The organism is Streptomyces sp. NPDC029296 (assembly GCF_055569255.1).
The window spans coordinates 1-25168 of record NZ_JBVHXT010000030.1; the positions used below are offsets into that span (position 1 = coordinate 1).

Annotated in this window: 25 protein-coding genes and 1 tRNA gene; 10 read left to right on the forward strand and 16 right to left on the reverse strand. The window is 73.6% G+C overall.

Annotated elements, in window-relative coordinates; genetic code table 11:
- Positions 1-214: 214 nt before the first annotated feature.
- Complete coding sequence (locus tag ACZ4W9_RS25035; protein ID WP_467939455.1) at positions 215-886, forward strand: O-methyltransferase; 672 nt, start codon at positions 215-217, stop codon at positions 884-886.
- A 19-nt stretch (positions 887-905) separates the two neighbouring features.
- On the opposite strand, the gene ACZ4W9_RS25040 is transcribed toward ACZ4W9_RS25035, so the two are convergent.
- The gene (locus ACZ4W9_RS25040) at positions 906-1298 is read right to left on the reverse strand and encodes an FHA domain-containing protein (RefSeq protein ID WP_467939457.1); all 393 of its coding nucleotides are present in this window, start codon (positions 1296-1298) and stop codon (positions 906-908) included.
- Between the two features lie 113 nt (positions 1299-1411).
- On the opposite strand from ACZ4W9_RS25040, the gene ACZ4W9_RS25045 reads away from it, so the two are divergent.
- A complete protein-coding gene (locus ACZ4W9_RS25045; RefSeq protein WP_467939459.1) occupies positions 1412-1843 on the forward strand; it encodes a DnaJ family domain-containing protein in 432 nt (143 codons plus the stop codon).
- Between the two features lie 4 nt (positions 1844-1847).
- On the opposite strand, the gene ACZ4W9_RS25050 is transcribed toward ACZ4W9_RS25045, so the two are convergent.
- Both ACZ4W9_RS25050 and ACZ4W9_RS25055 read right to left on the reverse strand, forming a co-directional pair.
- Complete coding sequence (locus ACZ4W9_RS25050; RefSeq protein WP_467939461.1) at positions 1848-3014, reverse strand: hypothetical protein; 1167 nt, start codon at positions 3012-3014, stop codon at positions 1848-1850.
- A 5-nt stretch (positions 3015-3019) separates the two neighbouring features.
- A complete protein-coding gene (locus tag ACZ4W9_RS25055) occupies positions 3020-3673 on the reverse strand; it encodes a hypothetical protein (protein ID WP_467939463.1) in 654 nt (217 codons plus the stop codon).
- Positions 3674-3773: 100 nt separating this feature from the next.
- Here ACZ4W9_RS25055 and ACZ4W9_RS25060 point away from each other — a divergent pair, with 100 nt between their 5' ends.
- Positions 3774-4316, forward strand: a complete 543-nt coding sequence (locus tag ACZ4W9_RS25060) for a GNAT family N-acetyltransferase (protein ID WP_467939465.1) — start codon at positions 3774-3776, stop codon at positions 4314-4316.
- Here ACZ4W9_RS25060 and ACZ4W9_RS25065 read toward each other — a convergent pair.
- The gene (locus ACZ4W9_RS25065; protein WP_467939674.1) at positions 4309-6351 is read right to left on the reverse strand and encodes a DHA2 family efflux MFS transporter permease subunit; all 2043 of its coding nucleotides are present in this window, start codon (positions 6349-6351) and stop codon (positions 4309-4311) included. The genes ACZ4W9_RS25060 and ACZ4W9_RS25065 overlap by 8 nt on opposite strands.
- Before the next feature lie 127 nt (positions 6352-6478).
- Here ACZ4W9_RS25065 and ACZ4W9_RS25070 point away from each other — a divergent pair, with 127 nt between their 5' ends.
- Positions 6479-7342 carry a peptidoglycan-binding domain-containing protein gene (locus ACZ4W9_RS25070; protein WP_467939467.1) on the forward strand — a complete coding sequence of 288 codons (864 nt, stop codon included), beginning with the start codon at positions 6479-6481 and terminating at the stop codon, positions 7340-7342.
- Between the two features lie 42 nt (positions 7343-7384).
- Here the strand turns inward: ACZ4W9_RS25070 and ACZ4W9_RS25075 are convergent, their stop codons facing one another.
- Together ACZ4W9_RS25075 and ACZ4W9_RS25080 are read right to left on the reverse strand one after the other, a co-directional pair.
- The gene (locus tag ACZ4W9_RS25075) at positions 7385-8053 is read right to left on the reverse strand and encodes an HAD family hydrolase (protein ID WP_467939469.1); all 669 of its coding nucleotides are present in this window, start codon (positions 8051-8053) and stop codon (positions 7385-7387) included.
- Positions 8054-8235: 182 nt separating this feature from the next.
- Entirely contained in the window at positions 8236-8817 is a 582-nt protein-coding gene (locus tag ACZ4W9_RS25080; protein ID WP_467939471.1) for a TMEM165/GDT1 family protein, read from the reverse strand.
- Between the two features lie 381 nt (positions 8818-9198).
- Between ACZ4W9_RS25080 and ACZ4W9_RS25085 the strand changes: the two genes are divergently transcribed.
- Positions 9199-9843 (forward strand): HNH endonuclease family protein, encoded by a 645-nt coding sequence (locus tag ACZ4W9_RS25085; protein WP_467939473.1) that lies wholly within the window; start codon positions 9199-9201, stop codon positions 9841-9843.
- A gap of 24 nt (positions 9844-9867) precedes the next feature.
- Here the strand turns inward: ACZ4W9_RS25085 and ACZ4W9_RS25090 are convergent, their stop codons facing one another.
- The 3 genes from ACZ4W9_RS25090 to ACZ4W9_RS25100 form a co-directional block, all read right to left on the reverse strand.
- A complete protein-coding gene (locus tag ACZ4W9_RS25090) occupies positions 9868-10479 on the reverse strand; it encodes a DedA family protein (protein ID WP_467939475.1) in 612 nt (203 codons plus the stop codon).
- A 176-nt stretch (positions 10480-10655) separates the two neighbouring features.
- Positions 10656-11111, reverse strand: coding sequence for a DoxX family protein (locus ACZ4W9_RS25095; RefSeq protein ID WP_467939477.1), 456 nt, complete (start codon positions 11109-11111; stop codon positions 10656-10658).
- 126 nt (positions 11112-11237) lie between these two features.
- Positions 11238-11468, reverse strand: coding sequence for a DUF2277 domain-containing protein (locus tag ACZ4W9_RS25100; RefSeq protein WP_467939478.1), 231 nt, complete (start codon positions 11466-11468; stop codon positions 11238-11240).
- A gap of 93 nt (positions 11469-11561) precedes the next feature.
- Between ACZ4W9_RS25100 and ACZ4W9_RS25105 the strand changes: the two genes are divergently transcribed.
- Positions 11562-12461 (forward strand): ketopantoate reductase family protein, encoded by a 900-nt coding sequence (locus tag ACZ4W9_RS25105; protein WP_467939480.1) that lies wholly within the window; start codon positions 11562-11564, stop codon positions 12459-12461.
- A gap of 86 nt (positions 12462-12547) precedes the next feature.
- Positions 12548-12886, forward strand: a complete 339-nt coding sequence (locus ACZ4W9_RS25110) for a hypothetical protein (RefSeq protein WP_467939482.1) — start codon at positions 12548-12550, stop codon at positions 12884-12886.
- Between the two features lie 82 nt (positions 12887-12968).
- Here ACZ4W9_RS25110 and ACZ4W9_RS25115 read toward each other — a convergent pair.
- A tRNA-Val gene (locus ACZ4W9_RS25115) sits at positions 12969-13040 on the reverse strand.
- Between the two features lie 153 nt (positions 13041-13193).
- Between ACZ4W9_RS25115 and ACZ4W9_RS25120 the strand changes: the two genes are divergently transcribed.
- Together ACZ4W9_RS25120 and ACZ4W9_RS25125 are read left to right on the forward strand one after the other, a co-directional pair.
- Positions 13194-14588 carry a hypothetical protein gene (locus ACZ4W9_RS25120; RefSeq protein ID WP_467939484.1) on the forward strand — a complete coding sequence of 465 codons (1395 nt, stop codon included), beginning with the start codon at positions 13194-13196 and terminating at the stop codon, positions 14586-14588.
- A 95-nt stretch (positions 14589-14683) separates the two neighbouring features.
- Positions 14684-15280, forward strand: a complete 597-nt coding sequence (locus ACZ4W9_RS25125) for a DUF4383 domain-containing protein (RefSeq protein ID WP_467939486.1) — start codon at positions 14684-14686, stop codon at positions 15278-15280.
- Here ACZ4W9_RS25125 and ACZ4W9_RS25130 read toward each other — a convergent pair.
- The 3 genes from ACZ4W9_RS25130 to ACZ4W9_RS25140 all read right to left on the reverse strand — a co-directional run bounded on the left by ACZ4W9_RS25130 (position 15268) and on the right by ACZ4W9_RS25140 (position 20129).
- Entirely contained in the window at positions 15268-16383 is a 1116-nt protein-coding gene (locus tag ACZ4W9_RS25130) for an amidase domain-containing protein (protein WP_467939676.1), read from the reverse strand. The two genes, ACZ4W9_RS25125 and ACZ4W9_RS25130, sit on opposite strands and share 13 nt — an antisense overlap.
- A 175-nt stretch (positions 16384-16558) precedes the next feature.
- Entirely contained in the window at positions 16559-17857 is a 1299-nt protein-coding gene (locus tag ACZ4W9_RS25135; protein WP_467939488.1) for a polysaccharide deacetylase family protein, read from the reverse strand.
- Positions 17858-17903: 46 nt separating this feature from the next.
- Entirely contained in the window at positions 17904-20129 is a 2226-nt protein-coding gene (locus ACZ4W9_RS25140) for a transglycosylase domain-containing protein (RefSeq protein ID WP_467939490.1), read from the reverse strand.
- Between the two features lie 177 nt (positions 20130-20306).
- On the opposite strand from ACZ4W9_RS25140, the gene ACZ4W9_RS25145 reads away from it, so the two are divergent.
- Entirely contained in the window at positions 20307-20519 is a 213-nt protein-coding gene (locus ACZ4W9_RS25145) for an FmdB family zinc ribbon protein (RefSeq protein WP_467939492.1), read from the forward strand.
- Here the strand turns inward: ACZ4W9_RS25145 and ACZ4W9_RS25150 are convergent.
- The 3 genes from ACZ4W9_RS25150 to ACZ4W9_RS25160 are packed head-to-tail and all read right to left on the reverse strand — an operon-like array spanning position 20516 to position 24999.
- Positions 20516-21334, reverse strand: coding sequence for an HAD family hydrolase (locus ACZ4W9_RS25150; protein ID WP_467939494.1), 819 nt, complete (start codon positions 21332-21334; stop codon positions 20516-20518). The two genes, ACZ4W9_RS25145 and ACZ4W9_RS25150, sit on opposite strands and share 4 nt — an antisense overlap.
- On the reverse strand, positions 21334-23805 hold the full coding sequence (locus ACZ4W9_RS25155) for a phosphoribosyltransferase (RefSeq protein WP_467939496.1): 2472 nt from the start codon (positions 23803-23805) through the stop codon (positions 21334-21336). The genes ACZ4W9_RS25150 and ACZ4W9_RS25155 overlap by 1 nt, the downstream gene beginning before the upstream one ends.
- Before the next feature lie 27 nt (positions 23806-23832).
- On the reverse strand, positions 23833-24999 hold the full coding sequence (locus tag ACZ4W9_RS25160) for an HpcH/HpaI aldolase/citrate lyase family protein (protein ID WP_467939498.1): 1167 nt from the start codon (positions 24997-24999) through the stop codon (positions 23833-23835).
- Between the last annotated feature and the right edge of the window lie 169 nt (positions 25000-25168).

A 25168-nucleotide genomic window follows, 5' to 3' on the forward strand; every position in this document is an offset into this window, starting at 1 on the left:
CCCCCCCCCCCCCCCCCCCCCCCCCCCCCCCCCCCCCCCCCCCCCCCCCCCCCCCCCCCCCCCCCCCCCCCCCCCCCCCCCCCCCCCCCCCCCCTGCCGTACCCGTGGGCTCCGGCCGCCGGGTAACCGCCCCGTCCGGGCCCGTCTGCTGGGATCATCGGACGTGCAGGGCGGAACAGCCTCCGGAAGACACTCGGGAAAGGCAGCAGGCGCTATGAGCGGGTCGCAGCTCTGGGTCGACGTCGACGACTACTTCACCAGCCATCTCTCCCCGGACGACGAGGCGCTGCGGGCGGCCCTGCGGGACAGCGAGACCGCCGGGCTGCCCCCGATCGCGGTCACGGCCGCGCAGGGCAAGCTCCTCCACCTCCTCGCCCAGACGCAGGGCGCCCGGCACGTCCTGGAGATCGGCACCCTCGGCGGGTACAGCACGATCTGGCTGGGCCGCGCCCTGCCTCAGGACGGCAGGCTGGTGTCGCTGGAGTACAACGCCAAGCACGCCGACGTGGCCGTCCGCAACATCTCCCGGGCCGGGCTGGAGCGGGTCGTGGAGGTGCGGGTGGGCCCGGCCCTGGAGTCGCTGCCCAAGCTCGCCGACGAGAACCCGGCGCCCTTCGACCTGGTCTTCATCGACGCGGACAAGGTGAACAACCGGCACTACGTGGAGTGGGCGCTCAAGCTCACCCGGGCGGGCAGCCTGATCGTCCTGGACAACGTGGTGCGCGGGGGGCGGGTGGCCGACGCCCGCAGCACCGAGCCGGACGTGCTCGGCACCCGCGCCGCGCTGGAACTGATCGCCTCGCACCCCCGGCTGAGCGGCACGGCCATCCAGACGGTCGGCCTCAAGGGCTACGACGGCTTCGCGCTGGCGCGGGTGCAGGACTGAGCGCGCGGCCCGGCCCGGTTCACACCTCGTGGAAGAACCCGACGCTGACGCTGCGCGGGCCGGAGCGGTCCTGGACGACGATCTCGCCGGAACCGCCGCGCGGCAGCGGCACGGTCGCGCCGTAGCCGACGGGGCGGGCGTGCGGGCCGTGGGTGAGCCGGACCTCGGAGGCCGGGTCGGGCCGGGAGCCGCGCAGCCAGGTCAGCTCCCAGGTGCCGTCGGGGGCGCAGCGGAACTCCAGGTGGACGCGGGAGACGAACAGCCAGTCCTCCGGGGTGACCAGTCGGCACACCGCCCCGTCCCGGCCGACCCGCAGCGCGGTGCCGGGCGCGCTGGGCACCTCGGCCAGCGTCATGCCGGCGGTGGCACCCGCGTCCGCTCCGGAGACGGCGACCATGGTGAGTTCGAGCACGAGCGTTCCCCCCTGAAACGTCCTTGTGCGGCGGTGGGCTGCGGCGGGCGGGCCGCCGTACCGTCGCCGCATGATAAGACGCCCGGCACGGTGGCGTCCGGCACACTGGGGTCATGACCGAGCGAAAGCCACCGGGCGTTCCGTTCGACTCCTGGGTGGACAAGCAGATACGCGACGCGCAGCGGCGCGGGGAGTTCGAGGCGCTGCCGGGGGCGGGGGCGCCGCTGCCGGCGGAGGTCGACTCCACGTACGACGAGCTGTGGTGGGTCAAGCGGAAGATGGCGCGGGAGGGGCTGGCCTTCCTGCCGCCCGCGCTGGCGCTGCGCAAGGAGGCGGAGGACGCGCTCGCGGCGGCGTACGCGGCACCCTCGGAGCGGATCGCGCGCAAGATCATCGAGGACGTGAACGTCAGGATCCGCGACATGATGTTCAAGCCGCCGCCCGGGCCGCCGCTGGGGAAGAAGCCGTACGACGTCGAGGAGGTCGTACGGGAATGGCGGCAGCGCAGGGCTGCCGCCGACGGCGCGGACCCGGCCGCGCGCTAGCCGTTCAGCCGCGCAGCAGCCGTTCCGCGAGTTCCCGGTAGTCGCGCAGGGCGAGCCGCAGCTGCTCGGTGTCGGTCCCGGCACCGGGCCCGCGTTCCTCGGCGCCCTCCCAGGACATCCGCAGCGTGCGGCGCCGCCGCGTCACCGCCTCGGTGAACCGGGCGGCGATCTCCTCCAGGGTGCGGTCGGCGCGCTCCACGGCGCCCTTCGGGTGGTCCACGAACCCGGCGACGACCTCGTGCAGCCGCCGCTGCCACTCCTGGACCTCCTCCCCCGCGAGCAGGGGGGAACCCTGGGCGGAGGCGCCCGGTCCGTCGTCCGTGCGGGGCGTGTCGCCGGACGGTGTGCCCGGTGCCGTCGGCCAGGTGTCGTGGCCCGGGGCGTCGGTCGTCGCCGACTCCCGCCGGGACGCCTCGCCGGGCGCCGGCGCGCCCAGACCGTTGTCGGGCATCCGGTCCTCCTCCGAGATCGCTTCCCGTTCCGCGCGGTGACTGGCCCCGAACCCCTCGTCGGCTCCGGCCCCCAGCCCTTCCGTCCCGTGCCACTGCCCCGTGCCCTGTGGGCCGTGTCCGTGCCCGGCCGGCCCTTCCCCGCCGGACCCGCGCGCGTTCCCCGCGCCCCTGCCCTCGGTCCCCGGCCGCAGCCCCTCCATGCCCGCCGGGCCCGGAGGCGGCGGCGGGGTCTCATGCGGGGCGTGTCCGTACCCGGCCGGTTCCTCCCCGCCGGACCCGCGCGCGTCCTCCGCGCCGAGGCCCGCCGGGCCCGGGGGCGGCGGCGGGGTGTCCTCGGGGGTCCGGTCGTCGCCGGTCAGGCCCTCGCGGCCGGGGCCGGTGGAGCCGGCGAGCCGCCCGCCCGAGGGTCCCGTGGCGCCCGCGCCCGGGGTGCCGGCGCCCGCCGTCCACGCGCCGTGCGCCCCCTCGCCCGGCGGCCGGCCGGCCGGCGCTTCCCCGGCCGGTATCGGGGCGCCCGATGCTCCCGCACCTCCCGGGGCCCGGCCCGGCTCGCCCGGGAGGCGTTCCTCCGGGCGGGGACTTCTGGCGGTCCGCCGGCCCGGGGCCCCCTCTTCGGTGTCCGGCGTGTCCTGTTCCGGGGTCCATTCCTCGCCCGGGGCCCGGGAGAGGCGTTCGGTGCGGCGGCGGTCGTCGCCGGGGCCGCTCGTCATGTCCCGCACTGGTCTCAGCTCTCCTTCGGTCGGCTCCGGTGCAGGGCCCACGGCGTGTGCGAGCGGGCACGGGAGCCGCCGCCGTCGGACGGCGTGGCGCGGACCGTCTTCGCCGGCGCCCGGTGCCGGCCCGCCTCCGTGCTGGTCAGGTCGTCGAACAGGGCGCGCCCGCCGAGCAGCGCGGACCGCAGCTCCTCCGTCCCGCCGCCCGCACGCGCCACCCGGTGCAGCCGCCGGTAGCCGTCGACGTGGTCGGCGTGGTGCACGGACAGCGCGTCGACCTGCTCCTCGTACCGCCCGCCGTCGGGGTAGCCGCGCTCCGCCGCGAGCCGCGCCAGCAGCCGGTCGGCCTCGGCCACCGCCTCCTTCGGCGAGTCCACGAACCGCTCCTGCACGGCCGTCCAGAGATCCGCGTACCGCTGCCGCCCGGCCCCGTCCAGCGGCCGTTCCCGCAGCTCGCCATGGCGCTCGACGCGCTCGGCCAGCTCCCGTTCGGCGGCCTTGGTGTCGCCGTCGTGCAGGGCGACGACCCGTTCGTACTCGGGCCCGAAGCGACGCTTCAGGCTGTGCCCGCCGCGCCGGTCGCGACCCCGCCAGGCCACGAGCCCGGCCGCGCCGAGGACCACGACCGCGATCACGATCAGCAGAATGATCAGCCAAGTCGACATGGTTGCCTTCCGGCCCCTTCCGATCGGACCGGCTCCGCCGGCCGGTTCATCCCCCGGGTGACCCGGAACCCGGTCCACAAACGACGGCCCGCGCCGCACAATGGCCGCCATGACGTGGACGATCACCGCCGAGCCGTACGACTCCCCGGCCGCCGCCGCACTCTGGCGGGCGTACTACACGGAGGTCAGCGACCGCTGGTACCTCCTGCACGAGGGGCGCCGCACCCACCCCGGCGAACTGGAGCGGGAGATCGCGGCCACGACCGGCGCGGAACTCGCCCCGCCCACCGGGTGCCTGCTCGTCGGGCGGTACGACGGCACCCCGGCCGGTACGGCGGGCGTACGGCTCCTGGAGGCGGACACCGCCGAGCTGACCCGGGTGTTCGTGCTGCCCGAGTGGCGCGGCCGGAACGGGGCCGCGCTGCTCGTGGCCGCCGCCGAGCTGCGCGCCCGGCTGCTGGGCGCCCGGCGGATCGTCCTGGACACCCGCGGCGACCTGGTCGAGGCCCGCGCCCTGTACGCCCGCCTCGGCTACACCGAGACCGCCCCGCACAACACCGACCCCTACGCCGACCACTGGTTCCGCAAGGAACTGGGGTCGGACCCGGCCTCGTGGCCGGAGTCGGCGGACTTCCTCAGCTGACCTTGGTCAGCGTGGTCCCGTCGTGCGGCCGTTCCCGCTCGGCGCCGCACAGTTCGCCGGTGAGGTCGTGGACCAGCCGGGCCAGGTCGTCGGAGCGGCCGGGCCGCCACCAGTCGCCGAGCATCGAGGCCAGCGACTCCTCGCGGGCGGCGGCGAGCCGTTCGGCGACCTCGCGGCCGGAGCCGGTCAGCACCAGGTCCAGTCCCCGGCGCTCGGCGAGCCGCCGCTCCTCCACCTGGCGGGCGGCGGCCATGACCGCCTGGAGCGGGACCGCGTTGCGCTCGGCCAGCATCCCCGGTTCCACCGAGCCGTAGCGGCGGATGCGCAGCAGCAGCCAGCCGGCGGCGGGCAGCAGGTCGTACCCGGCCCGTTCGGTGATCTTCCGGTAGACCTCGCGGCGGCCCTCGCGGGTGCCCAGCACGGACAGGGCCCGGCAGCACTCGTCGTAGGAGGAGCGCTGGACCGGGTTGGGCGGGATCGTCTCGGAGACGTCCGGCGCGGTGACCGAGCCGCGCAGCCGGTCCTCCTTGAGGAACCAGGCCAGCACGAAGCCGAGGAGGGCGACGGGGGCCGCGTAGAGGAAGACGTCGGTGATGGCGGAAGCGTAGGCGTGCAGGGCGGCCTGGCGCGGCACGGGCGGCAGCGCGGCGATGCCCCGCGGGTCCGACCTCAGCGCGTCGGCGCCGACGCCGGGCGGCAGCCGCACGCCCCGGAAGGCGTCGGTGAGCTTGTCGCCGAGGCGGCTCGCGAAGACCGTGCCGAAGACGGCCACGCCGAAGGAGGCGCCGATGGAGCGGAAGAAGGTGGCGCCGGAGGTGGCGACGCCGAGGTCCTCGTAGGAGACGGCGTTCTGCACGATGAGCACCAGCACCTGCATGACCAGGCCGAGGCCGAGGCCGAAGACGAGGAAGTAGACGCTCGTCACCGCCGTCCCGTCGTGCTCGTCGAGCCGGGCCAGGAGCAGCAGGCCGAGCGTGGTGACGGCGGTGCCGGCGACCGGGAACACCTTCCAGCGGCCGGTGCGGCTGACGATCTGCCCCGACACGGTGGACGACAGCAGCAGGCCGAACACCATGGGCAGCATGTGCACGCCGGACAGCGTCGGGGAGACGCCGTGCACGACCTGGAGGAACGTCGGCAGATAGGTCATCGCGCCGAACATGGCGAAGCCGACGACGAAGCTGATGACGGACGCCAGGGTGAAGGTGCGCACGCGGAACAGCCGCAGCGGCAGCACGGGTTCGGCGGCCCGCCGCTCCACGGCGACGAACACCACGGCGAGGACGACGCCGAGCACGGCGAGCCCGATGATCCGCGCCGAGCCCCAGGCCCAGGTCGTACCGCCGAGCGAGGCGACCAGCACCAGGCAGGTGGCGACGGCGGCGATCAGGAAGGTGCCGAGGTAGTCGATGACGTGGTGGGCGGCGTGCCGCGGCAGGCGCAGCGCGACGGCGATCACGGCGAGCGCGACGGCGCCGACGGGCAGGTTGACGTAGAACACCCAGCGCCAGCCGAGATGCTCGGTGAACAGGCCGCCGAGCAGCGGGCCGAGCACGCTGGTGGCGCCGAACACGGCACCGAACAGGCCCTGGTAGCGCCCGCGTTCGCGCGGGGGCACGAGGTCGCCGACGATCGCCATCGACAGCACCATCAGCCCGCCGCCGCCGAGCCCCTGGAGCGCCCGGAAGGCGATGAGCTGGGGCATGTCCCGGGCCGTGCCGCACAGCGCGGAACCGATCAGGAAGATCACGACGGCGGCCTGGAACAGCCGCTTGCGGCCGTAGAGGTCGCCGAGCTTGCCCCACAGCGGGGTCACGGCGGTGGACGCCAGCAGATAGGCGGTGACGACCCAGGAGAGGTGCTCCAGCCCGCCGAGGTCGCTCACGATCGTCGGCAGCGCGGTCGCGACGATGGTCTGGTCGAGGGCGGCCAGCAGCAGGCCGAGCAACAGCGCGCCGATCGGCACCAGCACGCCGCCCGGAACGTGTTCGCCGCTTCCGGTGTGCTCGGCCGTGCCGTGCGTGTCCAGGGCCATGGAGACCTCCCGGGGCTCGGGTGCACCTTCCATCGTCATCGGTGTGGCCGGTTATGGCCTGTCGAGTCCTGCGGAAACGGCGCTCGTCCGCATAACCTCTGAAGTTCCCGAGGGGAGGGGGACGGGCGTGACGGGAGAGCGGGGCACCACGTGCCCGGAGTGCGGGACGCCGAGGGGGCCGGACAACACGCCGGCGTGCGACTGCACCGAGCGCGCGGCCGAGGCGCTGCGCGAGACGCGCACGGCACAGGCCGCGGCGGCGGAGGACTTCGACCCGCTGCGGATACGTCCGTACGTCACGGCGGCACCGGCCACGACGGCCCTCCCGCCCGTGCGCACCGGCGTCCCCGGACCCCCGCTCCCGCCCGTACCCGCCCCCCGGCCGCCGGCCCCGGAGCGGGACGCCGGGCCCGGGTCCCGCTCCCGCCGTACCGTGCTGGTCGTGGGCGCGGCCCTCGGCGCGGCCCTCCTGGCGGCGACCGCCTTCGCCCTGGTCTCCTACCGGACCCCGACCCACGACCGGGCGGCCGACGAGATCAGGCAGAGCGTCCCGGCCAAGCCGGCGACGACTCCCGCGCCACCCCCGGCACCGGCGTCCGAGGCACCCCCGCCCGCTCCCCCGCCGTCCTCGCCGGCTCCGACCGCCCCGACGCCTTCACCGACCCCCGCGTCCCCGTCCCCGACCCCCACGCCGACACCGTCCCCGACCCACTCCCCCACCCCGTCCCCCTCGGCGTCCTCCGCCCCGCCGCCCACCCTGGCGGTGGCCCCGGTGCTGCGGCGCGGCGACAGCGGCCCGGAGGTGACGGAACTCCAGCAGCGTCTACGGCAGCTCAACCTCTACGGCGACCGGATCGACGGCATCTTCACCCGCCCCCTGGAGGACGCCGTGCGCAACTACCAACTGGCCCGGGGCATCAAGGACGACCCCCTCGGCGAATACGGCCCGGCGACGAGACGAAGCCTGGAACGGGAAACCGAGGACCCCTGAGGGGACACGGGCCGTACCCGGCATGCGGCTCCGCCGCGCGGGTCAGCCGATCCGCAGGCGGAGCGTGCGGTCGGCGTCGGCCTCGACGGCCACCCGCGTGAGGTCCGGCACGGCCACGTCCGGCTCGTGGGCGACCGCCCGCGGCCCGATCCCCACGACCCGCATCCCCGCGGAGCGCCCCGCCGCGATCCCCGCACCGGAGTCCTCGAACACGACGCAGTCGGCCGGATCGATCCCCAGCTCGGCCGCGCCCTTCAGGAAACCCTCGGGATCGGGCTTGCTCGCGCCGACCGACTCCGCGGTGATCCGGACCGCCGGCGGCTCCAGCCCGGCGGCGGTCATCCGCGCGGTCGCGAGCCCGAGGTCGGCCGAGGTCACCAGCGCGTGCGGAAGCCCCGCCAGCGACGCGAGGAACGCCCCGGCGCCGGGGATCTCGACCACGCCCTCCATGTCGGCGGTCTCCTCCGCGAGCATCCGCTCGTTCTCCGCGACGTTCTCCTCCATCGGCCGGCCGGGCAGCAGCAGGGCCATGGACGCGTGCCCCTGCCGGCCGTGGATGACCCGCATCACCTCGTCGCCGTCCAGCCCGTGCCGTCCGGCCCAGCGCCGCCAGACCCGCTCGACCACGGCGTCCGAGTTGACGAGGGTGCCGTCCATGTCGAGCAGGAGGGCACGGCAGGTGAGGACGGTGGGCGTGGCGGTGGCCGGCATCGGCGAGCTCCAGAAGGGAGGAAGGCCCGTGTCGGGTGGGACGGCGGGAGGGACAAGGCGGCCCCGCCCGCCGGTCAGGGAGAACGGGCGGGAGCCACTTTGTTTCTCCACGGTACAAAACGGGGCCGTGTTTCCGCCACCGCCCCGGCGAGGATTCACCCCGCGTTCGCCCGCCCGCCCGCTCAGCCGGCCACCGCCTCCCACAGGCTCCACGCGCCGAGCGCCAGCATCAGCAGCGCCGCGATCTGGGTGATCAGCCGCAGCGGCACCCGCTTCATCAGGGCCTTTCCGCCGACGATGCCCAGTCCGGCGACGGCCCACAGACCGAGCACCGCACCGAGGCCGACGGAGATCGGGTCGTCGTAGCGGGCGGCGAGGTTGGCGGTCATGATCTGGGTGAGATCGCCGAACTCGGCCACGAGGATGAGCATGAAGCCGGTGCCCGCGACCTTCCAGAAGGACTGGTCGGCGGGCTTCTTGACCTCTTCCTCGTCCTCGTCCTTCTTCAGCAGGAGCATCGCGGCCCCGCCGAGGAAGAGCACGCCGGTGATCGCGTGCACGAGCTGCTGCGGCAGCAGGGTGAGCACGCTGCCGGCCGCGACGGCGAGCACGACGTGCAGCAGGAAGGCGGCGGCGACGCCCGCGAAGACGTACGAGGCGCGGTAGCGGGTGCCGAGGACGAGGCCGGCGAGCGCGGTCTTGTCCGGCAGTTCGGCGAGGAAGACGACGCCGAAGACGAGCGCCGTCACGGTGATGCTGATCAAGGTTCCTCAATCGGTCGGGCTGCCCGGCCGAGAGTGCGGTACGTCACGCGATGACACCTCGGCACGGCAGCGCTCTCATCGCCCGGGCCCGGTGGGGCACGGACGTGCACTGCTTTGCCGAAGGTCTCGCTGGCGGCTCCCGCTGGAGGCCGCCTCCGGGCGCCGGCTCAGGCTCGCTGAGCAGTATGTCGACGGTCCGGCGAAGAGCTACTCCCCTTCTGCGCCTCCCATGGTACGGGATGTGAAAGTTCTGCCGTCAACCTTGTCTTGACATGATCACGTCACTACCTTCTTACCAAGCGCTCATCCGCCGGCAACCCCTCACCGCGAGCATTCCCTCGCCCGCACCCCAACACCCCCAGCTCCAAAGGGAGTTCACGCATGCCCAGATTCTACGCGCGTCGACGGACGAGCATCCTGGCCGCCCTCACCGGCCTGATCGCCTCCGTCGCCCTGTTCAACTCGCCGAACGCCTCCGCCGCCCTGCCCACGCCGGTCAGCGGCGCGACCGCGCGCGGCTACCTCGCCCAGCTCACCGTGGCCACGGAGAACCGCACCGGCTACAGCCGCGACCTGTTCCCGCACTGGATCACCGTCAGCGGCACCTGCAACACCCGCGAGACGGTCCTGAAGCGGGACGGCACGAACGTCGTCACCGACTCCTCCTGCGCCGCGACCGGCGGCAGCTGGTACTCCCCCTACGACGGCGCGACCTGGACCGCCGCGTCCGACCTCGACATCGACCACCTCGTCCCGCTGGCCGAGGCGTGGGACTCGGGCGCGAGCAAGTGGACCACCGCGCAGCGGCAGTCCTTCGCCAACGACCTGACCCGGCCGCAGCTGATCGCCGTGACCGACAACGTCAACCAGGCGAAGGGAGACCAGGACCCGGCCACGTGGGTGCCGTCGCGGTCGGCGTACGTGTGCACGTACGTGCGGGCGTGGGTCCAGGTGAAGTACTACTACGGCCTGTCGGTCGACTCGGCCGAGAAGAGCGCGCTCACGAATCAGCTGGCGGGCTGCTGAGCGGCGCACCCGCGCGGGCCCGCGTCAGGAAGCGGGCTTGCGCCGCATGAGGAAACCCGCCGCCGCCCCCGCCCCGAACAGCGCCGCCACCGACACCCCGGTGGCCAGCCAGGTGGCGCCGAGCCACTGGGCGCCGTAGTAGCCGAGGGCCACGCTGTAGGCGGCCCAGGACAGGCCCGCCAGGGCGGACCAGGGCAGGAAGTCGCGGGCGCGGCGGTGGGCGGCGCCGGCGCAGAAGGAGACGACCGAGCGGCCGGCGGGGGCGAAGCGGGCGAGGACGACCAGGGCGCCGCCGCCCCGGGCAAGGGCCTCACCGAGGCGTTCCTGCGCGGAGGTGAGCCTGCGGGAGCGGGCTATGGCCCGGTCCAGCCGCTCGCCGCCGCGCCAGGCGAGGCGGTAGGCCACCAGGTCACCGAGGACCGAGGCCGTGGCGGCGGACAGGATCAGAGCCAGGATGTCCGGCACCTCGTGCGCGACCTGGCCGGCCGCGCCGGTGCCCGCGGCCGCCGCCGTGCCAGCCGTGATGACCAGCACTCCGCTGGGCAGGACCGGCAGGAACACGTCGAGCAGCACCGAGACGGCCACCACGGCATAGATCCACGGCCCGGCCGCGAGCGACCCCACGCTTTCCCACACGACGACTCCCGACATTCCCCCGTTGACGGCTGTACAGCGTACGCGGGGGGTGTGACAGGAGGTTCGCGGGGGTTCGGGAAGCGATCACGGGACGTTCACAGCGGCCCGCCGTTCACCGGCGGGCCGCTGTTCACAGGTGGCCGGTTTTCGCCGCCGGCCGCCCGTGCCGTGTGGACTCAGGCGGCCACGGGGGTCTGCTCGGCCGTCGTGCCGCTCTCCGGCGCGGGGCGCCGGGCGAGGAGGCGGTCCAGGCCGAAGGCGCCGGAGCCGGTGAAGACCAGCAGCAGGAACGACCAGCAGAACAGCACCGACAGCTCGCCGCCGTTCTGTATCGGCCACAGCGCGGCCTGCTGGTGGACGTCGAAGTAGGCGTAGGCCATCGAGCCGGAGGCGACCAGTGCGGCCCCCCGGGTGCCGAGACCGAGCAGCACCAGGGTGCCGGCCACGAGCTGGATCACAGCCGCGTACCAGCCGGGCCAGGTGCCGGCCGCGAGGGTGCCGCCGTGGGTGCCGGCGGCGCCGCCGAGGACGCCGAACAGGGAGGCGGTGCCGTGGACGGCGAAGAGCAGGCCGACGACGACGCGGAAGAGCCCCAGGACATAGGGCTGAGCGGAATTGAGACGAGCGGACATGTGGGGACGACTCCTTCTTCGGTGTCTGGCCGGCGGGGACTGGGGACGGCCGGCCATGGGGACGGGTACCGAAATCGAGCCAAGGTTAGGGGTACCTAATCTGTGCTTGCAAGTTCAACATCAAGCCTATTTTTGGCCAGGCCCGGTCCGCCCCCGCACCTCCAGCGCCCCCAGCAGTTCCGCCGTGGCGCGGGCCACGGCGTCCACCGCCGCGTCGAACGCCTCGCGGTTGTGGGCGGCGGGGGCCCGGAAGCCCGAGACCTTGCGGACGTACTGCAACGCGGCCGCGCGGATGTCCTCGTCCGTGGCCTCGCCGGGCAGCACGGGCGGGCGCAGCGTCTTGATGCTTCGGCACATGCGCCCAGTCTCGCGCCGGCCGCCGCGCCCTGCGATGATCAGCGCGAAGGCGGCCACCGACTCCCGGGGCCGACCGTCGAAGGGAACAACTCCATGACGCATCCGCTCACCGTGGCCGTCCTCGGCCCCGGCGGCACCGGCGGCCTGCTCGCCGCCCTGCTGTCCCGTTCCGGCCACCGGGTGATCTGCCTGGCCGGCCGGGCGACGGCCGACGCGCTGCGCCGCACCGGCATCACGGTCCGCAGCCCGCAGTTCGGCGACTTCACCGCCGCCGTCGACGCGGACACCGCGCTGCGCGTGCCGGTGGACGCCTGCCTGGTCACCGTCAAGCACACCGCGCTCGACGCCGCCCTGACCCGCGTCCCGCCCGCCGTGCTCGGCGACGCTCTGGTCGTCCCGCTGCTGAACGGCGTCGAGCACCCGGCGGCCCTGCGCGCCCGGTACCGGCCCGACCGGGTCGCGCCGGGCGTGATCCGCGTGGAGTCCACCCGCGTCGCGCCCGGCGTGATCGAACACGGCAGCCCGTTCACCGAGATCGAGCTGGCCGGAGACGACGTGCCGCGCGACCGGCTGGAGGCGCTGGCCGCCGCGCTGCGGGAGGCCGGCACGGCCGCGCGGGTGGCCGGGGACGAGACGGCGGCGCTGTGGGCCAAGATGGCGTTCCTCGCGCCGTTCGCCCTGCTCACCACCCGTTACGGCGTCCCCCTCGGCACCGCCCGCACCCGGCACCGCGCCGAGCTGGAGGCACTGGTCGCCGAGACGGCCGCCGTGGGCCGCGCGTGCGGCGTCCCCGCCGATCCCGGCCAGGCCCTGGCCCGGTACGACGCCTTCCCGCCCGCCGCCAGGTCGTCCATGCAGCGCGACGCCGAGGCGGGCCGCCCGCTGGAGCTGGACGCCATCGGCGGCGCCCTGCTGAGGGCGGCCGAACGGCACGGGGTGCCGGTGCCGGTGGCGCGGCGGCTGGTGGGAGAGCTGCGGGCGGCGGGATACTGACCACCGGTCACTCGTACGGCTGAAACCACACCCGTACCCCTGGTCGGAGCTCGCCCCGGTAATTCGAACAGGCGTACCATTGCCGTGTGGCTACGACCTATGAATTCCCCAGTGACCTCCTCGCCGGTCAGGAGGAGCTGCATCAGGTCCGGGCCGAGCTGTCGGCCCTGCTCAAGCGGCTGCCCTGGTCGGTCGAGCCGATGGACGGCTTCAGCGACGACAACGGCTGGCGCAAGGTGGAGCGGCCCGCGTCCCCCGGCTGGACGGAGGACGAGCAGGCCCAGGTGGAGAAGCTGCGGCGGCGCGAGCACGAGCTGGCGGTGTTCGTCAGCACCCACCGGTTCTGGACGGAGGTCCCGGTGGCGGACCGGATGGACGCCCGCACCCGGCTGAAGCACGTCCGCGAGGAGCAGGCCGGGGAATAGCGGGCACGCGGGGATCCGGGACACGGGGAAACGGAAGATACGGAAACGGCCCCTCGGAGACTTCTCCGAGGGGCCGGATCTGTGGGCGCGGACGGTTTCGAACCGCCGACATCCTGCTTGTAAGGCAGGCGCTCTACCCCTGAGCTACGCACCCGGGACAGGTCGACAGCCTACATGGCCCGGCGGCCCGCACCGCAAACAGACGGCGACGTCACGCGCGGGAAGCGAACCGACCGGCCCGTGTGTTCGTCTCCCACGGGTGGGAGAATGACACCACCCAGGGCGAACCACCACACGGGAGAGGAATGTGACGGCGACACCGGGCACGCCGGCGACAGCGCCGTACCCGCCGCCGTCCGCCGCACGGACCCGGCGCGGCCGCCGTGCCGTGCGGGACGCCCTCGTCCTCCTGGTCCTGCCGGTGCTGGCCGCGCCGCCGCTGGCCGCCGCGTTCGCCGGCGGGGGCACCCGGCGCTGGTTCGGCGGCCGGGCGGAGAACCAGCGCGCCGAGGCGCAGGCCGCCAAGGACGCCGCCGCGGCGGCCTTCTACGAACTCGACACCGCCCAGCGGGACCTGCGGATCCCGGTGGAGACCATCGCGGCGGTGGACGACTCCCCCGCCGCCCGCCGCGCCGTCACGGACTTCGCGGCGCTCGGGCGGCGCATCGACGAGGCCAGCCGGCAGTACATCGAGGCCGTGGACGCCCACGACCTGGACCGGGACGGCCTGGAGGCGGGCCCGGCCGCCCGGGCGCGGGCCGAACTGGGCGCGGCCCGGGACGAACTGCTGCGGGCGCGGCGGGAGCTGGAGGAGTTCGGCCGCTCGCTCGGGCCGCTGCTGGACAAGGCGGAGACCCGGCTGGCCCGGCTGGCGCCCGCCGTGGAGCGGGCCCGGCAGTCGCTGCTGGCCGCGAGCGACGCCCTGGACGCCGTACGCGCGCGGGGCCTGCGCGCCGACGACCTGGCCGCACGGCTCGCGGCCCTGTCCCCGGAGCTGACCCGGCTGAACCAGGGCGCCGGGCAGCACGGCGTGGACGCCACGCTGGAGCGGGCCGAGCGGGTGCAGCGGGAGGCCGGGGCGATCCGGGCCGGGGCCGAGCGGCTGCCGGAGCGGGCCGCCGAGATCGACCACCGGCTGGTGTCCCTGCGCACCCGGGCCCAGGCGCTGACCACCCGGGCCGAACAGGTCGAGCCGGTCCTCAGCGAGCTGCGCCGCCGGTTCACCGCCGCGTGCTGGCAGGACCTCCAGCGGGTGCCCGCGCTCACGGCGGAGAACGTGCGGCAGGCCGAGCTGCGGCTGGCGGAGGCACGGGCGGCGCGGGACGCCCAGCGGTGGGCGGACGCCACCGCGCTGCTGGCGACCGTCCGGGCGCTGCTGAACGCCACCGCCGAGGCGGTGTCGGCCGCCGGCGACCGGCTGGCCCGGCTGAACGCCGTACAGAAGGACCCGCAGGCGGAGATCGAGCGGACCCGGTTCGCGATCCGGGACGCCCAGCGGCTGGCGATGGCGGGCCGCACGACACCCGACCCCCGGCACGCCCGGCCGCTGGACGACGCGGTGGCCCGGCTGGAGCGGGCGGTCGGCACGCTGACGGAACGGCACCCGGACTACTGGCACTTCCTGGGTGAGACGGACGCGGTGCGGCAGAGCGTGGCACGGGTGGTGACACTGATCCGCGAGGAGCGCGGCGCCGGGCACTGAGCCGCACGGAGCACCGCGTGTTGCCGCCCGGCGGAGCCGGACGGATAGTGAAGAAACGAGACGGACGGCCTCCGCTAGCGCCCGAGGAGGCGGACATGGCCACACACGCAGTGCGGACGAGGAACGCCCGGGAACGCAAGCGGACCCGGCTGGACGATCACCTGCCCGTGGATCACCGGCTCAACCGGGTCTACCGCGTCGGCGCCGGCCTGATCGGCGCGTTCCTGGTCGCCTTCGGCATTCTCGGCCTGCTGGACCAGATCGGCTTCTTCAGCACGGGCGGCAACCAGGTCGCCGGGCTGAACACCAACGGCGCGCTCAGCGTGCTGTCGATCTGCATCGGCCTGCTGCTGCTGGCGGGCGCGGCCGTCGGCGGGAACTTCGCGTCCACCCTGAACATGGTCCTCGGCGTGCTGTTCCTGCTGAACGGCTTCCTGTTCCTCGGCCTGCTGGACACCGGCAGCAACTTCCTGGCCTTCAAGATCCAGAACGTGTACTTCAGCTTCGTCGTCGGCCTGCTGCTGATGACCTTCGGCATGTACGGCCGGGTCGGGCACGCGCTGCCGCACGACAACCCCTACTGGCGGGCCCGCCACCCCGAGCCCTCCCCGCAGGAGCGGCGAACGCGGGACGAGCGGGAGGAGGACGGCCGGCGGCAGGGCCCGCGGCGGGGTCCGGATCAGGTCCGGTAGGCGTAGAACGCCGCGTTCGGGTACGAGGCGACGAGGCTGGCCACCGACCGGTTGTAGGTGTTGGTCGAGTGGTAGCTCACGTACGGCACGCCCCGGCGGTCCCGGGAGGTGACGATCATCGAGTGGTCCTTGGACCCGTCCCGGTTGAAGTCCACCTGGAGCACGTCGCCGAGGTCCAGCTGGTAGACGTTGGCGAGGCTGGTGACCCGCTTGGAGGACAGGGCGAACCAGGAGAACTCGTTCACGCCGACGAAGGAGTCCGACTGGATCTCGGAGTTGCCGAACCACTTGTGGAAGTCGTACGTGTACCCGGGCACGTGCTTCCAGCCGCCGGCCTTCAGGGCCTGGCTGACGAAGTTGGTGCAGTCGCCCCCGGCGCCCTGGCCGTTGAAGCTGGGGTAGTCCGGGTTGTAGTTGTTCCAGTACTTCTGCGCGTAGGCGACCATGGCCTTGTAGTCGTAGCCGCTCGCGGTGAAGTTCTTCGGGCTGGCGGGCGCCGGCCGGGTGGTGGCGGCGCGGGCCGCGCTCGGCGGGCCGCCGTCCTCGGCCGCGGTCCGCGGCGTGGCGACCTCCGGCTTGGCGACCTGGTTCACGGCGAGGTAGCCGTCGTCGGTGTCGCGGATGCCGGTGAGCCGCCAGTCGCCGTGCCGGCCGGCCGTGAAGCTCAGTTCGTGGTGCGCCTGGAAGCCGGTCGACTTCGGGCTCTTCCCGGCGGCCTCGCCGTACGTCAGCGTCGTGGTCTCGGTGACGGCGACCTTCGCGTGGCGGCCCTTCACCCGGGTCGCGTCGAGCGTGACCTCGGTGCTGCCCGCGTGGTACGTCTCGCCCAGCCGGGCGAGCCGGCCGCGGCGGTCGTTCAGCTCCTTCAGCGCCGACTTCTGCTCCCGCGTCTGCCCGCCGGACAGCCGCACGGACCCGGAGAAGCCGGCCGTGTGCCGGGTCTCCTTGGTCCCGGCGCCTTCCACCAGGGCCTGCGTGCGGTCGGTGAAGACCGCGTCGGCCAGTCGCTGGAAGGTCGCCTTGGTGGCCGCGTCCACCGTCGGGTCGTCGGTCACCGCGGCGCCCGCGCTCCAGTTCGGCACCAGGGCCACACCGGCGACCACCGAGGCGGCCGCGGCGGTCACTATGGCGGTACGGCGCCGACTACGGCTCAGTCTTCTGGATTTCAATGATGTTCCCCTCTACGCCGGTACACCTACCGGGCGAGGGGCATCTTCGCATGGCCGGTACACCGGATGTGAAGAGGGGCGCACAAGCGGAATCAGCCGTGCTGACTTGTTACTTGACGACCGCCGACCAGTCCGGCGACTGGGCCGGATCGAGGCTGCGCAGCGCGGCCAGGGTCGACGGCTTCTGCGCGTCGAGCCAGTCGGCCAGCTCCTTGAAGGACACGCACTTGACGCCCTTCTTGGTGCACACGTTCTTGACCACCTGGTCGATGGCCTTCATGTAGATGCCGCCGTTCCAGTCCTCGAAGTGGTTGCCGATGAACAGCGGCGCGCGGCTGCCGTAGTAGACCCGGTTGAAGCCGGCCATGTACGAGTCGACGGTCTGCTGCTCCCAGTGGGGGAACTTGGCGGGATCGCCCTGCGTCTCGCCCTCGGACTGGTTGTAGAGGAAGTTGAAGTCCATGGACAGGCCCTGGTACTTGCCGCTCTCGTACGGCAGCATCTGCAGCGGGAAGTCCCATATGCCGTTCTTCTTGGCGGGCCATATCTGGAAGTCGCCCGGGGAGCTGGCGTCGTAGCGCCAGCCGTAGTCCTTGATGGCCTTCAGCAGGTTCGGCTGGCCCTCCAGGCAGGGCGCCCGGCCGCCGGCGACCTCCTTCCTGAAGTCGAAGGGCAGCGGGGGCAGGTCGGTGAAACCGGTGTTGGTCTTCCAGTGCTCCGCGAACTCGAAGAACTGGTCGATCTCGCTCTTCCACTCCGCCACGCTCCAGTCGCCGCCGCCCTTGGCGTCGCAGAAGTGGCCGTTGAAGTGGGTGCCGATCTCGTTGCCGTCCTCGTACGCCTTGGACAACTGCTCCAGGGTGGTGCGGATGTGGTCGTCGGTGGCGTAGTCGATCGCGGCGTCGCCCGGGGAGTGCATCGGGCCGTGGTACTGCGCCTTCTTGCTCTTGGGCAGCAGGTAGATGCCGGTGAGGAAGAAGGTCATGTGGGCGTCGTACTGCCTGGCCAGCTCCCGGTAGTGCGAGAACAGGTGGTCCCCGCCCTCCAGCGCGCCGTCCCAGGAGAACACCACGAACTGCGGCGGCTTCTCCCCGGGCTTGAGCGGCTCGGGCTTCAACTGCCCCTTCTGCGGGCCCGTGTAGGAGGTCGAGCCGTCCCCGAGGACCTTGACCTTGCCGTCCCACGACGGGGTCGGGCTGGGCCTGGGCGCGGCCGTTCTCGGCTTCTTGCCGGTCGCGGCGGCCGGGGTGTTGTCGCCGTCCGTGCCGGACAGCGCCAGGAACCCGGCCACCAGCGAGGCCACGACGAGGAGCGCGGCCAGTGTCAGGACCTGGGGGCGGGTGGCGCGGGGCGCGCCGCGGCGGCGGGGGGCTCGACGGCGGCCTGACGACGACATCTTGCGGGACATGCGCGGCTCATTCTGGGGAAGGGGAGGGTAGACGGGTGATCCCTGCTCAGCCGAGGCCCGTCGCGGCCGACCAGAGGGCGTACGGAACGCTGTGGGCGGACCCGGCCAGACCTCTGAGCGGCAGCGGCTCCAGGGACTTGGCCAGGTCGATCCGGTAGACGACGATCGCGGTGGACACGGCGTCGGCCGTGCCCACGTACCAGGCGGCCGTGTCCTTCTCGTTGCCGCCGGCCTTCCCCGACACCCCGGACCGGCCGGCCGCCGCGTCGGGGTGGGCGGTGCGGAAGGAGTCGGTGAGCGCCTCGGTGACCCGCTCGGCCACCCGGGCGCCGACGGCCCGCTTCGGGTGCGGGGTGTTCAGCGCGAGGGGGGCGCCGTTGCGGGTGATCCGGCGCACCGAGTACGGCTCGGTGTGGTTGCCCCCGGCGGCGAAGGTGGCGTAGCCGCTCGCCATCCGGATCGCGCTGGGCGTGGAGGTGCCCAGCGACAGCCCGGGCACCTGGGGGCCCATGCTGGAGCGCAGCAGCCCGGAGGCCACGGCGGTGTCGCGCACCTTGTCCAGTCCGGTGTCCATGCCGAGCTGCATGAAGGGGGTGTTCACCGACTTGGCGAGCGCCTCGCGCAGGGTGATCTTCCCGTAGGACTTCCCGCCGTCGTTGTGGGCGGCGACCTTCTTGCCGCTGCGGTCCCAGTACGGCCCCTCGGGCGTGGTGACGGGCACGCCGTCGTCGCCGTCGTAGACGCTGTCCGGCCCGATGGGGGTCGCGGGGCCGCTGCGCGTCTTGTGCACACCGTGTTCGAGTCCGGCGGCGTAGACGAACGGCAGGAACGCGGTGCCGGCCGGGACCGTGGTGGCGTTGGACTCGTTGTAGCCCTGCTTGCGGTGGTCCGGGCCGCCGTAGACGGCGAGGACCCGGCCGTCCGCGGCCACCGATGCGGCGCCGTAGTGGCCGCTCTCCGCCACCTCGGGATCGTTCGCCCCGGCCTCCTTGCGGGCCTTGGCGACGGCGTCGGTGAGGGCCCGCTCCCGCTTGCGGTCGAAGGTCGTGTAGATCTGGTAGCCGCCCAGGTCGAACTGCTTGTCCGTCAGGTGCGCGGCCTTCTTGGCGTACTGCGACGCCAGTTCCACCAGGTAGTCGCTCTGCTCGCCGGTGTCGTACAGCGGGTTGGTCTTCAGCGGGTCGGGGAACTTCGTGTACTTCGCCCGCTCCCGCGGCGACAGCTTGCCGATCTTGACCATCCGGTCCAGGGTCCACGACCAGCGCTCCACCGCGCGGGCGCGGTTGGCCTTGCCGAGCGTGGGGTCGTACAGCCCGGCGCCCTTGAGCAGCGAGGCGAGCATGGCCGCCTCGGACACGTTGAGCCTGCCGACGTCCTTGCCGTAGTAGGCCTGGGCGGCGCGCTGGATGCCGTAGGTGCCGCGGCCGAACCAGCTGGTGTTGAGATAACCCTCCAGGATCTCGTCCTTGCTCATCTTGTTGTCGAGCTTGAGGGCGATCATCGCCTCGGTGAATTTACGGCTGACCGTCTGGTTCTGCGTCAGGTAAACGTTTTTCACATACTGCTGGGTAATGGTGGAACCGCCCTCGGTGTCCCCCTCGCCCACCGTGCGGAACAGCGCCCGGCTGATGCCTTTGAGGGATATGCCCGGGTCCGAGTAGAAGCTCTCGTTCTCCGCCGCGAGGACCGCCCAGCGCACGTCCTGCGGGATGTCCTTCAGCGGCATCGCCTGCCGCTGCACCCAGCCCGTACGGGCCATGGGCGTGCCGTCGGACCAGAAGTAGACGTTGTCCTGCTGCGTGGCGTACGAGTTGATGTTGGCCGGTATGTCCGTCATCGCGTAGGCGGTGACCAGGAACGCGCCGAGCAGGCCGAACGAGGTCAGGACGGCGCCGATCCACTGGCGCCAGGAGGGCATCCAGCGGCGCCAGCCGGTGCGGCCCGGGCGCGGATAGACGGGCTTTAGACGGCGCGCGAAGGGGGCTGTTCGGCGCGCGTACGGGGCAAGTGGCCCGAGCCGGCGGAAGGAGGCGGCCGTGGCCGCGCCCGGCTCGGCGGTGCGCTTCCGGGCGGCGGAGCGTGCGCCGCGCCGGCGCTCGGCCCGGCCGCCGGCCGGCGCGGGCGTCCCGGGCGGTGGGGGGACCCGCAGCCGCATCGTCTCGTCCGCCCGGAGGGCGTCGACTCTCAGATGCAGGGTCTCGTCGGCGCCCGCCGGCTTCTCGCCACGGCCACCGGTCACGGTGCCGTCCTCCCCCTGCGACGCATCGGTCACGCCTGCGTCTCCCTCCGCACTCGGTCTCGCTCGCGCGGGTGAGCTGAGCATCCTCGCCACGGCGTTCACAAATTATCAGTAACGTTTTCGAATGCCCCGCACATATGCCGGACGGATGGCAACACCCGTGAGACATCGAGCTGCCCTCGACACGCCCCCGACGGCTAACCTGAGCCCATGCCTCGCTACGAGTACCGCTGCCGGAGCTGCGGCGACACGTTCGAACTGAACCGTCCTATGGCGGAGTCCGCCGACCCCGCGCCATGCCCCGCCGGGCACGACGACACGGTGAAGCTTTTGTCCACGGTGGCCGTGGGGGGCGTCGCCGGCGCCCCCGCTCCCCGGGCGGGCGGGGGCGGGGGGTGCTGCGGCGGAGGGTGCTGCGGCTAGCTCCGCCCGGGATCCCGGGCCGTTCCGAGGAACTCCCGCAGGATCCGCTCCCCCGCCAGCACGCCCCGTTCCGGCAGGGCGGTGATCCGGGGGGCCGTCCAGCCGGTGTCGGCCAGTTCGCCGTGACCGGGGCGCCAGCCCCGGTCCGCCGCCAGGAGCAGGTCGGTGTCCAGCAGGGAGTCCCCGGCGGCCAGGGTCAGGTCCGCGCCGGTGCGGCGGGCGACCTCGCGGACGGCGGCGCCCTTGGTGAGCGGCTTGGGCACGGCGTAGATCTTGCGGCCCTGGAGCGAGACGGTCCAGCCCCGCGTCTCCGCCCATACCGCCAGCTCCTTCACCCAGTCCTCGGGCAGCAGCTCGCGCTCCACCACCAGATAGGCGAACAGGTCCTCGGCGACCCGGTGCCTGCGCACCCACACGGGGTCGGCGGAGCGCAGCAAATGCTCGCGGACCTCCTCCAGCGGCGCGCACTCGTCGGCGAGCCGCGCCAGCACCCGCGCGTGCCAGCCGGCGTCGGTGACCCCGTCGACCAGCAGATGGCCGCCGTTGGCGCAGATCGCGTACCGCGGCGGCGGGCCGGGCAGGTTGATGCGCTGGTACTGCTTGCGCGTCCGGGTGGTGGTCGGCACGAACACGGCCGCGTCGCCGAGGGCGGCCAGCAGCCCGGCCGCCGTCTCCGTCATGAAGGACAGCGGCCTGGCCTCGTGCACCTCCACGCACAGCAGCCGGGGCGCCCGCGCGTCCGGCATGGTCAGCGCGAGGGCCGCCGCGGAGTAGATCAGCGTGCGGTCGAGATCGCTCGCCACCAGCACCGGCATCACGGGTGCACCGCCCTTCCGTCGGCGCCCGTGGCACCGCGTGTGTACTTGGGGTGGATCAGCCCGACGCAGCTGTACGGCAGCTCGCCGACCTCCTCCACCGGGACGCCCCGCTGCTCGGCGAGCAGGCGTACGTGGTCCAGGTCGGCGCCGGCGCCCGCGCGGGCCAGGATCTTCCACGGCACCCGGCGCAGCAGCACCCGGGTGGTCTCGCCGACGCCCGGCTTGACGAGGTTCACGTCGTGGATGCCGTACTCCTCGCTGATCCGCTCCACCGCCCGCCAGCCCGCCCAGGTCGGGGCGCGGTCCGCGGCGAGCAGCTCCTTGACCGCGCCGGCCACGGTGCCGGCGACCTCCTCGAACCGGGCGCAGACGGCGTCGAGGAAGGCCACGGAGACGTCGGCGCCGGCCAGTTCGCGGTAGAACTTCGCGCCGTGGTAGTCGTCCGGGCCGACCAGGTCCGCGCGCAGCACCGTGCGCGAGACCAGCCCGGACACCGTGGAGTTGAGGCACGCGGAGGGGATGAGGAAGTCCTCCCGGGTGCCGTACGTGCGCACGCAGGAGCCGGGGTCGGCGAGGACGGCGATCTCCGGGTCGAACCCGGTGACGCCCTGCTTCTCCTCGAACTCGGCCACGGCCCGCGCGAGTTCCCGGGTGATGGCGCCCTTGCCGGTCCAGCCGTCGACGAAGACGACGTCCCGGGGGTCGTGGTGGGCGGCCAGCCAGCGCAGCGCGTTGGCGTCGATGCCCCGGCCGCGCACGATCGACACCGCGTAGTGCGGCAGGTCCAGCCCGTGCCGGTACCGCGCCCAGCGCCGCATCAGAATGCCCACCGGGGTGCCCGCGCGGGCCAGGGAGACCAGCACCGGGCGGGGCGAACGCTCGCCGATCACCATCTCGGTGACCACGCCCACCGCCCGCGCCAGCCGCGCCGCCGACGCCTCCAGGGCCGCGTGGAACAGCTCCTGGTACCGCTCGCTGGGCTGGTACTCCACCGGCAGCGACTCGGCGTAGTGCGCGCCGCCGCTCTGGACGGCCTCCTCGCGTTCCTCGGTCGGCGCCTCCAGGGGCACGTCGGACAGGTCCTGGAGCAGCCAGCCGACCTCCTCGGGCGCGTACGAGGAGAACGCGGGGCCGCGGAGGGGCTCGGGCAGCATGGCCGGCCTTTCGGGGACGTGCGGGACGTACGACGGTACGACCGCGAGCAGAACGTGCGGGACCCGCTCGGCGAGCCGGGCCAGCAGGCCGTCGGGCGCGTGCAGGGCGGGGGTGTCGGCGACGGAGTCGACCACGGCCACGACGGCGTCGAAGCCGGCGCCGGCCACGTTGTAGGCGTAGCGCTCGCCGGGGCCGTCCGCCGGGTCGTCGTGGGCGGGGAAGACGAGGCGGGTACGGATCGCGTAGCCCGGGTCGTCCACCGCGAGGACGGGCGACCGGGTGGTGGTGGAGAACCGCACCTCGGCGTCCGTGCCGCGCTCCAGCTCCCGCGCGAGCCGCAGCGGCGCGTACATCAGCTCCTCGGAGCCGAGCACGAGCACCCGGCGGGCGTCGCCGGGCAGGGCGTCCCGGATCCGGGCGGCCATGGCGGGGAGCGCGGCCTCGAGACGGGCGCGGTGGGCCGGGGTGAACCCGTGCCGGCCGCCGTCGGGGAGGCCGGCGGGCCAGCGCAGGCCGACCTTCGCGACCCGGCCCGGCCGAGGCGCCCCCTCGGGGTCGCCGTGGGCACGGCCGGCCACGACGGACCCGCACCCGGCGGACTCGCACTCCGCGACCAGCCGCTGCCCCTTCTCCAGCACTCCTTCCGGCAGCTCCACGGTCCCGGAAGCGAGGGCGACCACGTCCACCCGCGCCCCGGTCTCCCCGGCGAACCGCTCCAGCCGGGCCGTGTCCCCGGCCGACCGCATGTCCACCAGAGCCACCACCACGTAGCGCCGGCGGGGATACCGCGCGTGCAGGTCACGGATGGTGTTCAGCACGGTGTTGCCGGTGGAGAACTCGTCGTCCACCAGCACCAGCGGCCCCCGTCCGGACAGCAGCCCCGGGTCCTCGGGAAGCAGCAGGTGCGACGTGGCGTGGGAGTGCGCCTCCTCGAACCCGCCCGCGCGGGCGACCCCGCGCACCGGCCGCCGCGTGGAGTGCAGGTACGGCACCGCGCCGAGCCCGTCCGCCACGGAGTGCCCGAGCCCGGTCGCGGTCTCGGCGTACCCGAGGACGACCGCGTCCGCCGCCTCGGCGCCGAGCAGCGCGGCGACCCGGCGGCCCAGGTCCAGGCCGTGGTCGTAGACCACGGACGGCGACTGCGGGACGTGCTTGCCGAGGACGTGGGAGACGAGCAGGTGGGCCCGCTTGGGGTTGCGGCGCAGCGCGAGCCCGAGCAGGGCCGGCAGCCCGTCGTCGCCCACGAGCCCGACCCCGAGTCGCTCGGCGACCCAGCTGCCGGACCAGACCCCGTCGTTCACTGCGTTCTTCATGCGTTCCTTGGTCAGGTGGAGAAAGGTTCAGCCGGGTATGCCGGCGGCGAGCAGTTCCACGAAGCCGACGTCCTCGTGGGCGACGCCGAACACCTCGGCCCGCAGCAGGGTCCGCTCGGCCCAGGCGCGGTGCGGCTTCACCTCGTTCATCTTGTTCGTGTAGGCCGACCGCAGTACACCCCCGCCGCCGCGTTCCGGCCGCAGGATGTCCTGGGCGTCACTGAACTCCTCGTGACTGACCACCGAGAGCGCGTGCACGGGCAGGACGTGGGAGGGGTGGATGCAGGTCTTGCCCAGCAGGCCGTTGGCCTGGTCCAGGGAGATCTCCCGGAGCAGCCCGTCCATGGCGTGGGCGATCAGCCGGTCGCGCAGCTCGGCGGCCTGCACCTGGAGGAACGGGCTCTGCCGCAGCTGCGGCTTGAACATGCGTTCCGAAGCGCGGAAGTACTCCCAGACCGGGCCGGTGACGGTGAACCCCGTGCCGTCGGCCCGGCCGAGCATGTTCACGACGTCGGCGATCACGGAGGCGACCAGCTGGACGTCGTAGGCGGTCATGTCGGGGGCCCGGCGCAGGCCGTAGGAGGAGCAGAAGTCGGTGACGCCGAGGCGCAGGGCCAGCACCCGGTCGCGGTACTTGTCGACCGCCCGGAAGATGCCTTCCAGGGTCTCCATGCGCGACTCGCGGTACAGCAGCTCGGGGGACTCCAGGACGGGCATGGCGAAGAGCCGGCGGCCGCAGGCGGCCTCCGCCGTCGTCAGCGCCTCCAGGAAGGGGATGCCGCGTTCCTCGGTGAACTTGGGCAGCACGAACCCGGACAGCAGGCGCCCGGCCGGGCCGAGGCGGCGGACCAGGTCCGGTATCTGCTCGGGGGCGCGCACCCGGATGAACAGCAGCGGCGGCTCGGCCGCGGGCCGGGCGGCGAGGTCGGCGAACTGCCGGACGAGGTTCTCCTCGCCCGCCGCCACGTCCGCGTCGCCGATCGAGTCCTCCAGGCACAGCACCATCGAGACCACGCCGCTGCCGGCCTGCTTGACGATGTCGTCCGCGAGCCGGGGCCGGGTCGCCGGGCTGTACAGCGTGGCGCCCAGGGCCGCGGAGAGCAGCCGGGCCGGGGAGCCGGCGGTGAACGCGCACGGCTCCTGATGGAAGAGGCGCTTCCGCACCTCGGGGGCGATGTGCCCGAAATGACGCATAGGACTCCCTTTGGACTCCGGCCAAGCCTCTGGGTTCGGTAAAGGGTGGCCGGTAATAGTACGTAGGGACCCATGTCGGAGGTTCCCTGCGGGCATGAATTTCCGGTAACTCCCCCGTGTCGGCACCACCGCCCCGCATTGTCGTGACCAGGACCGAGAGGGCAGGATG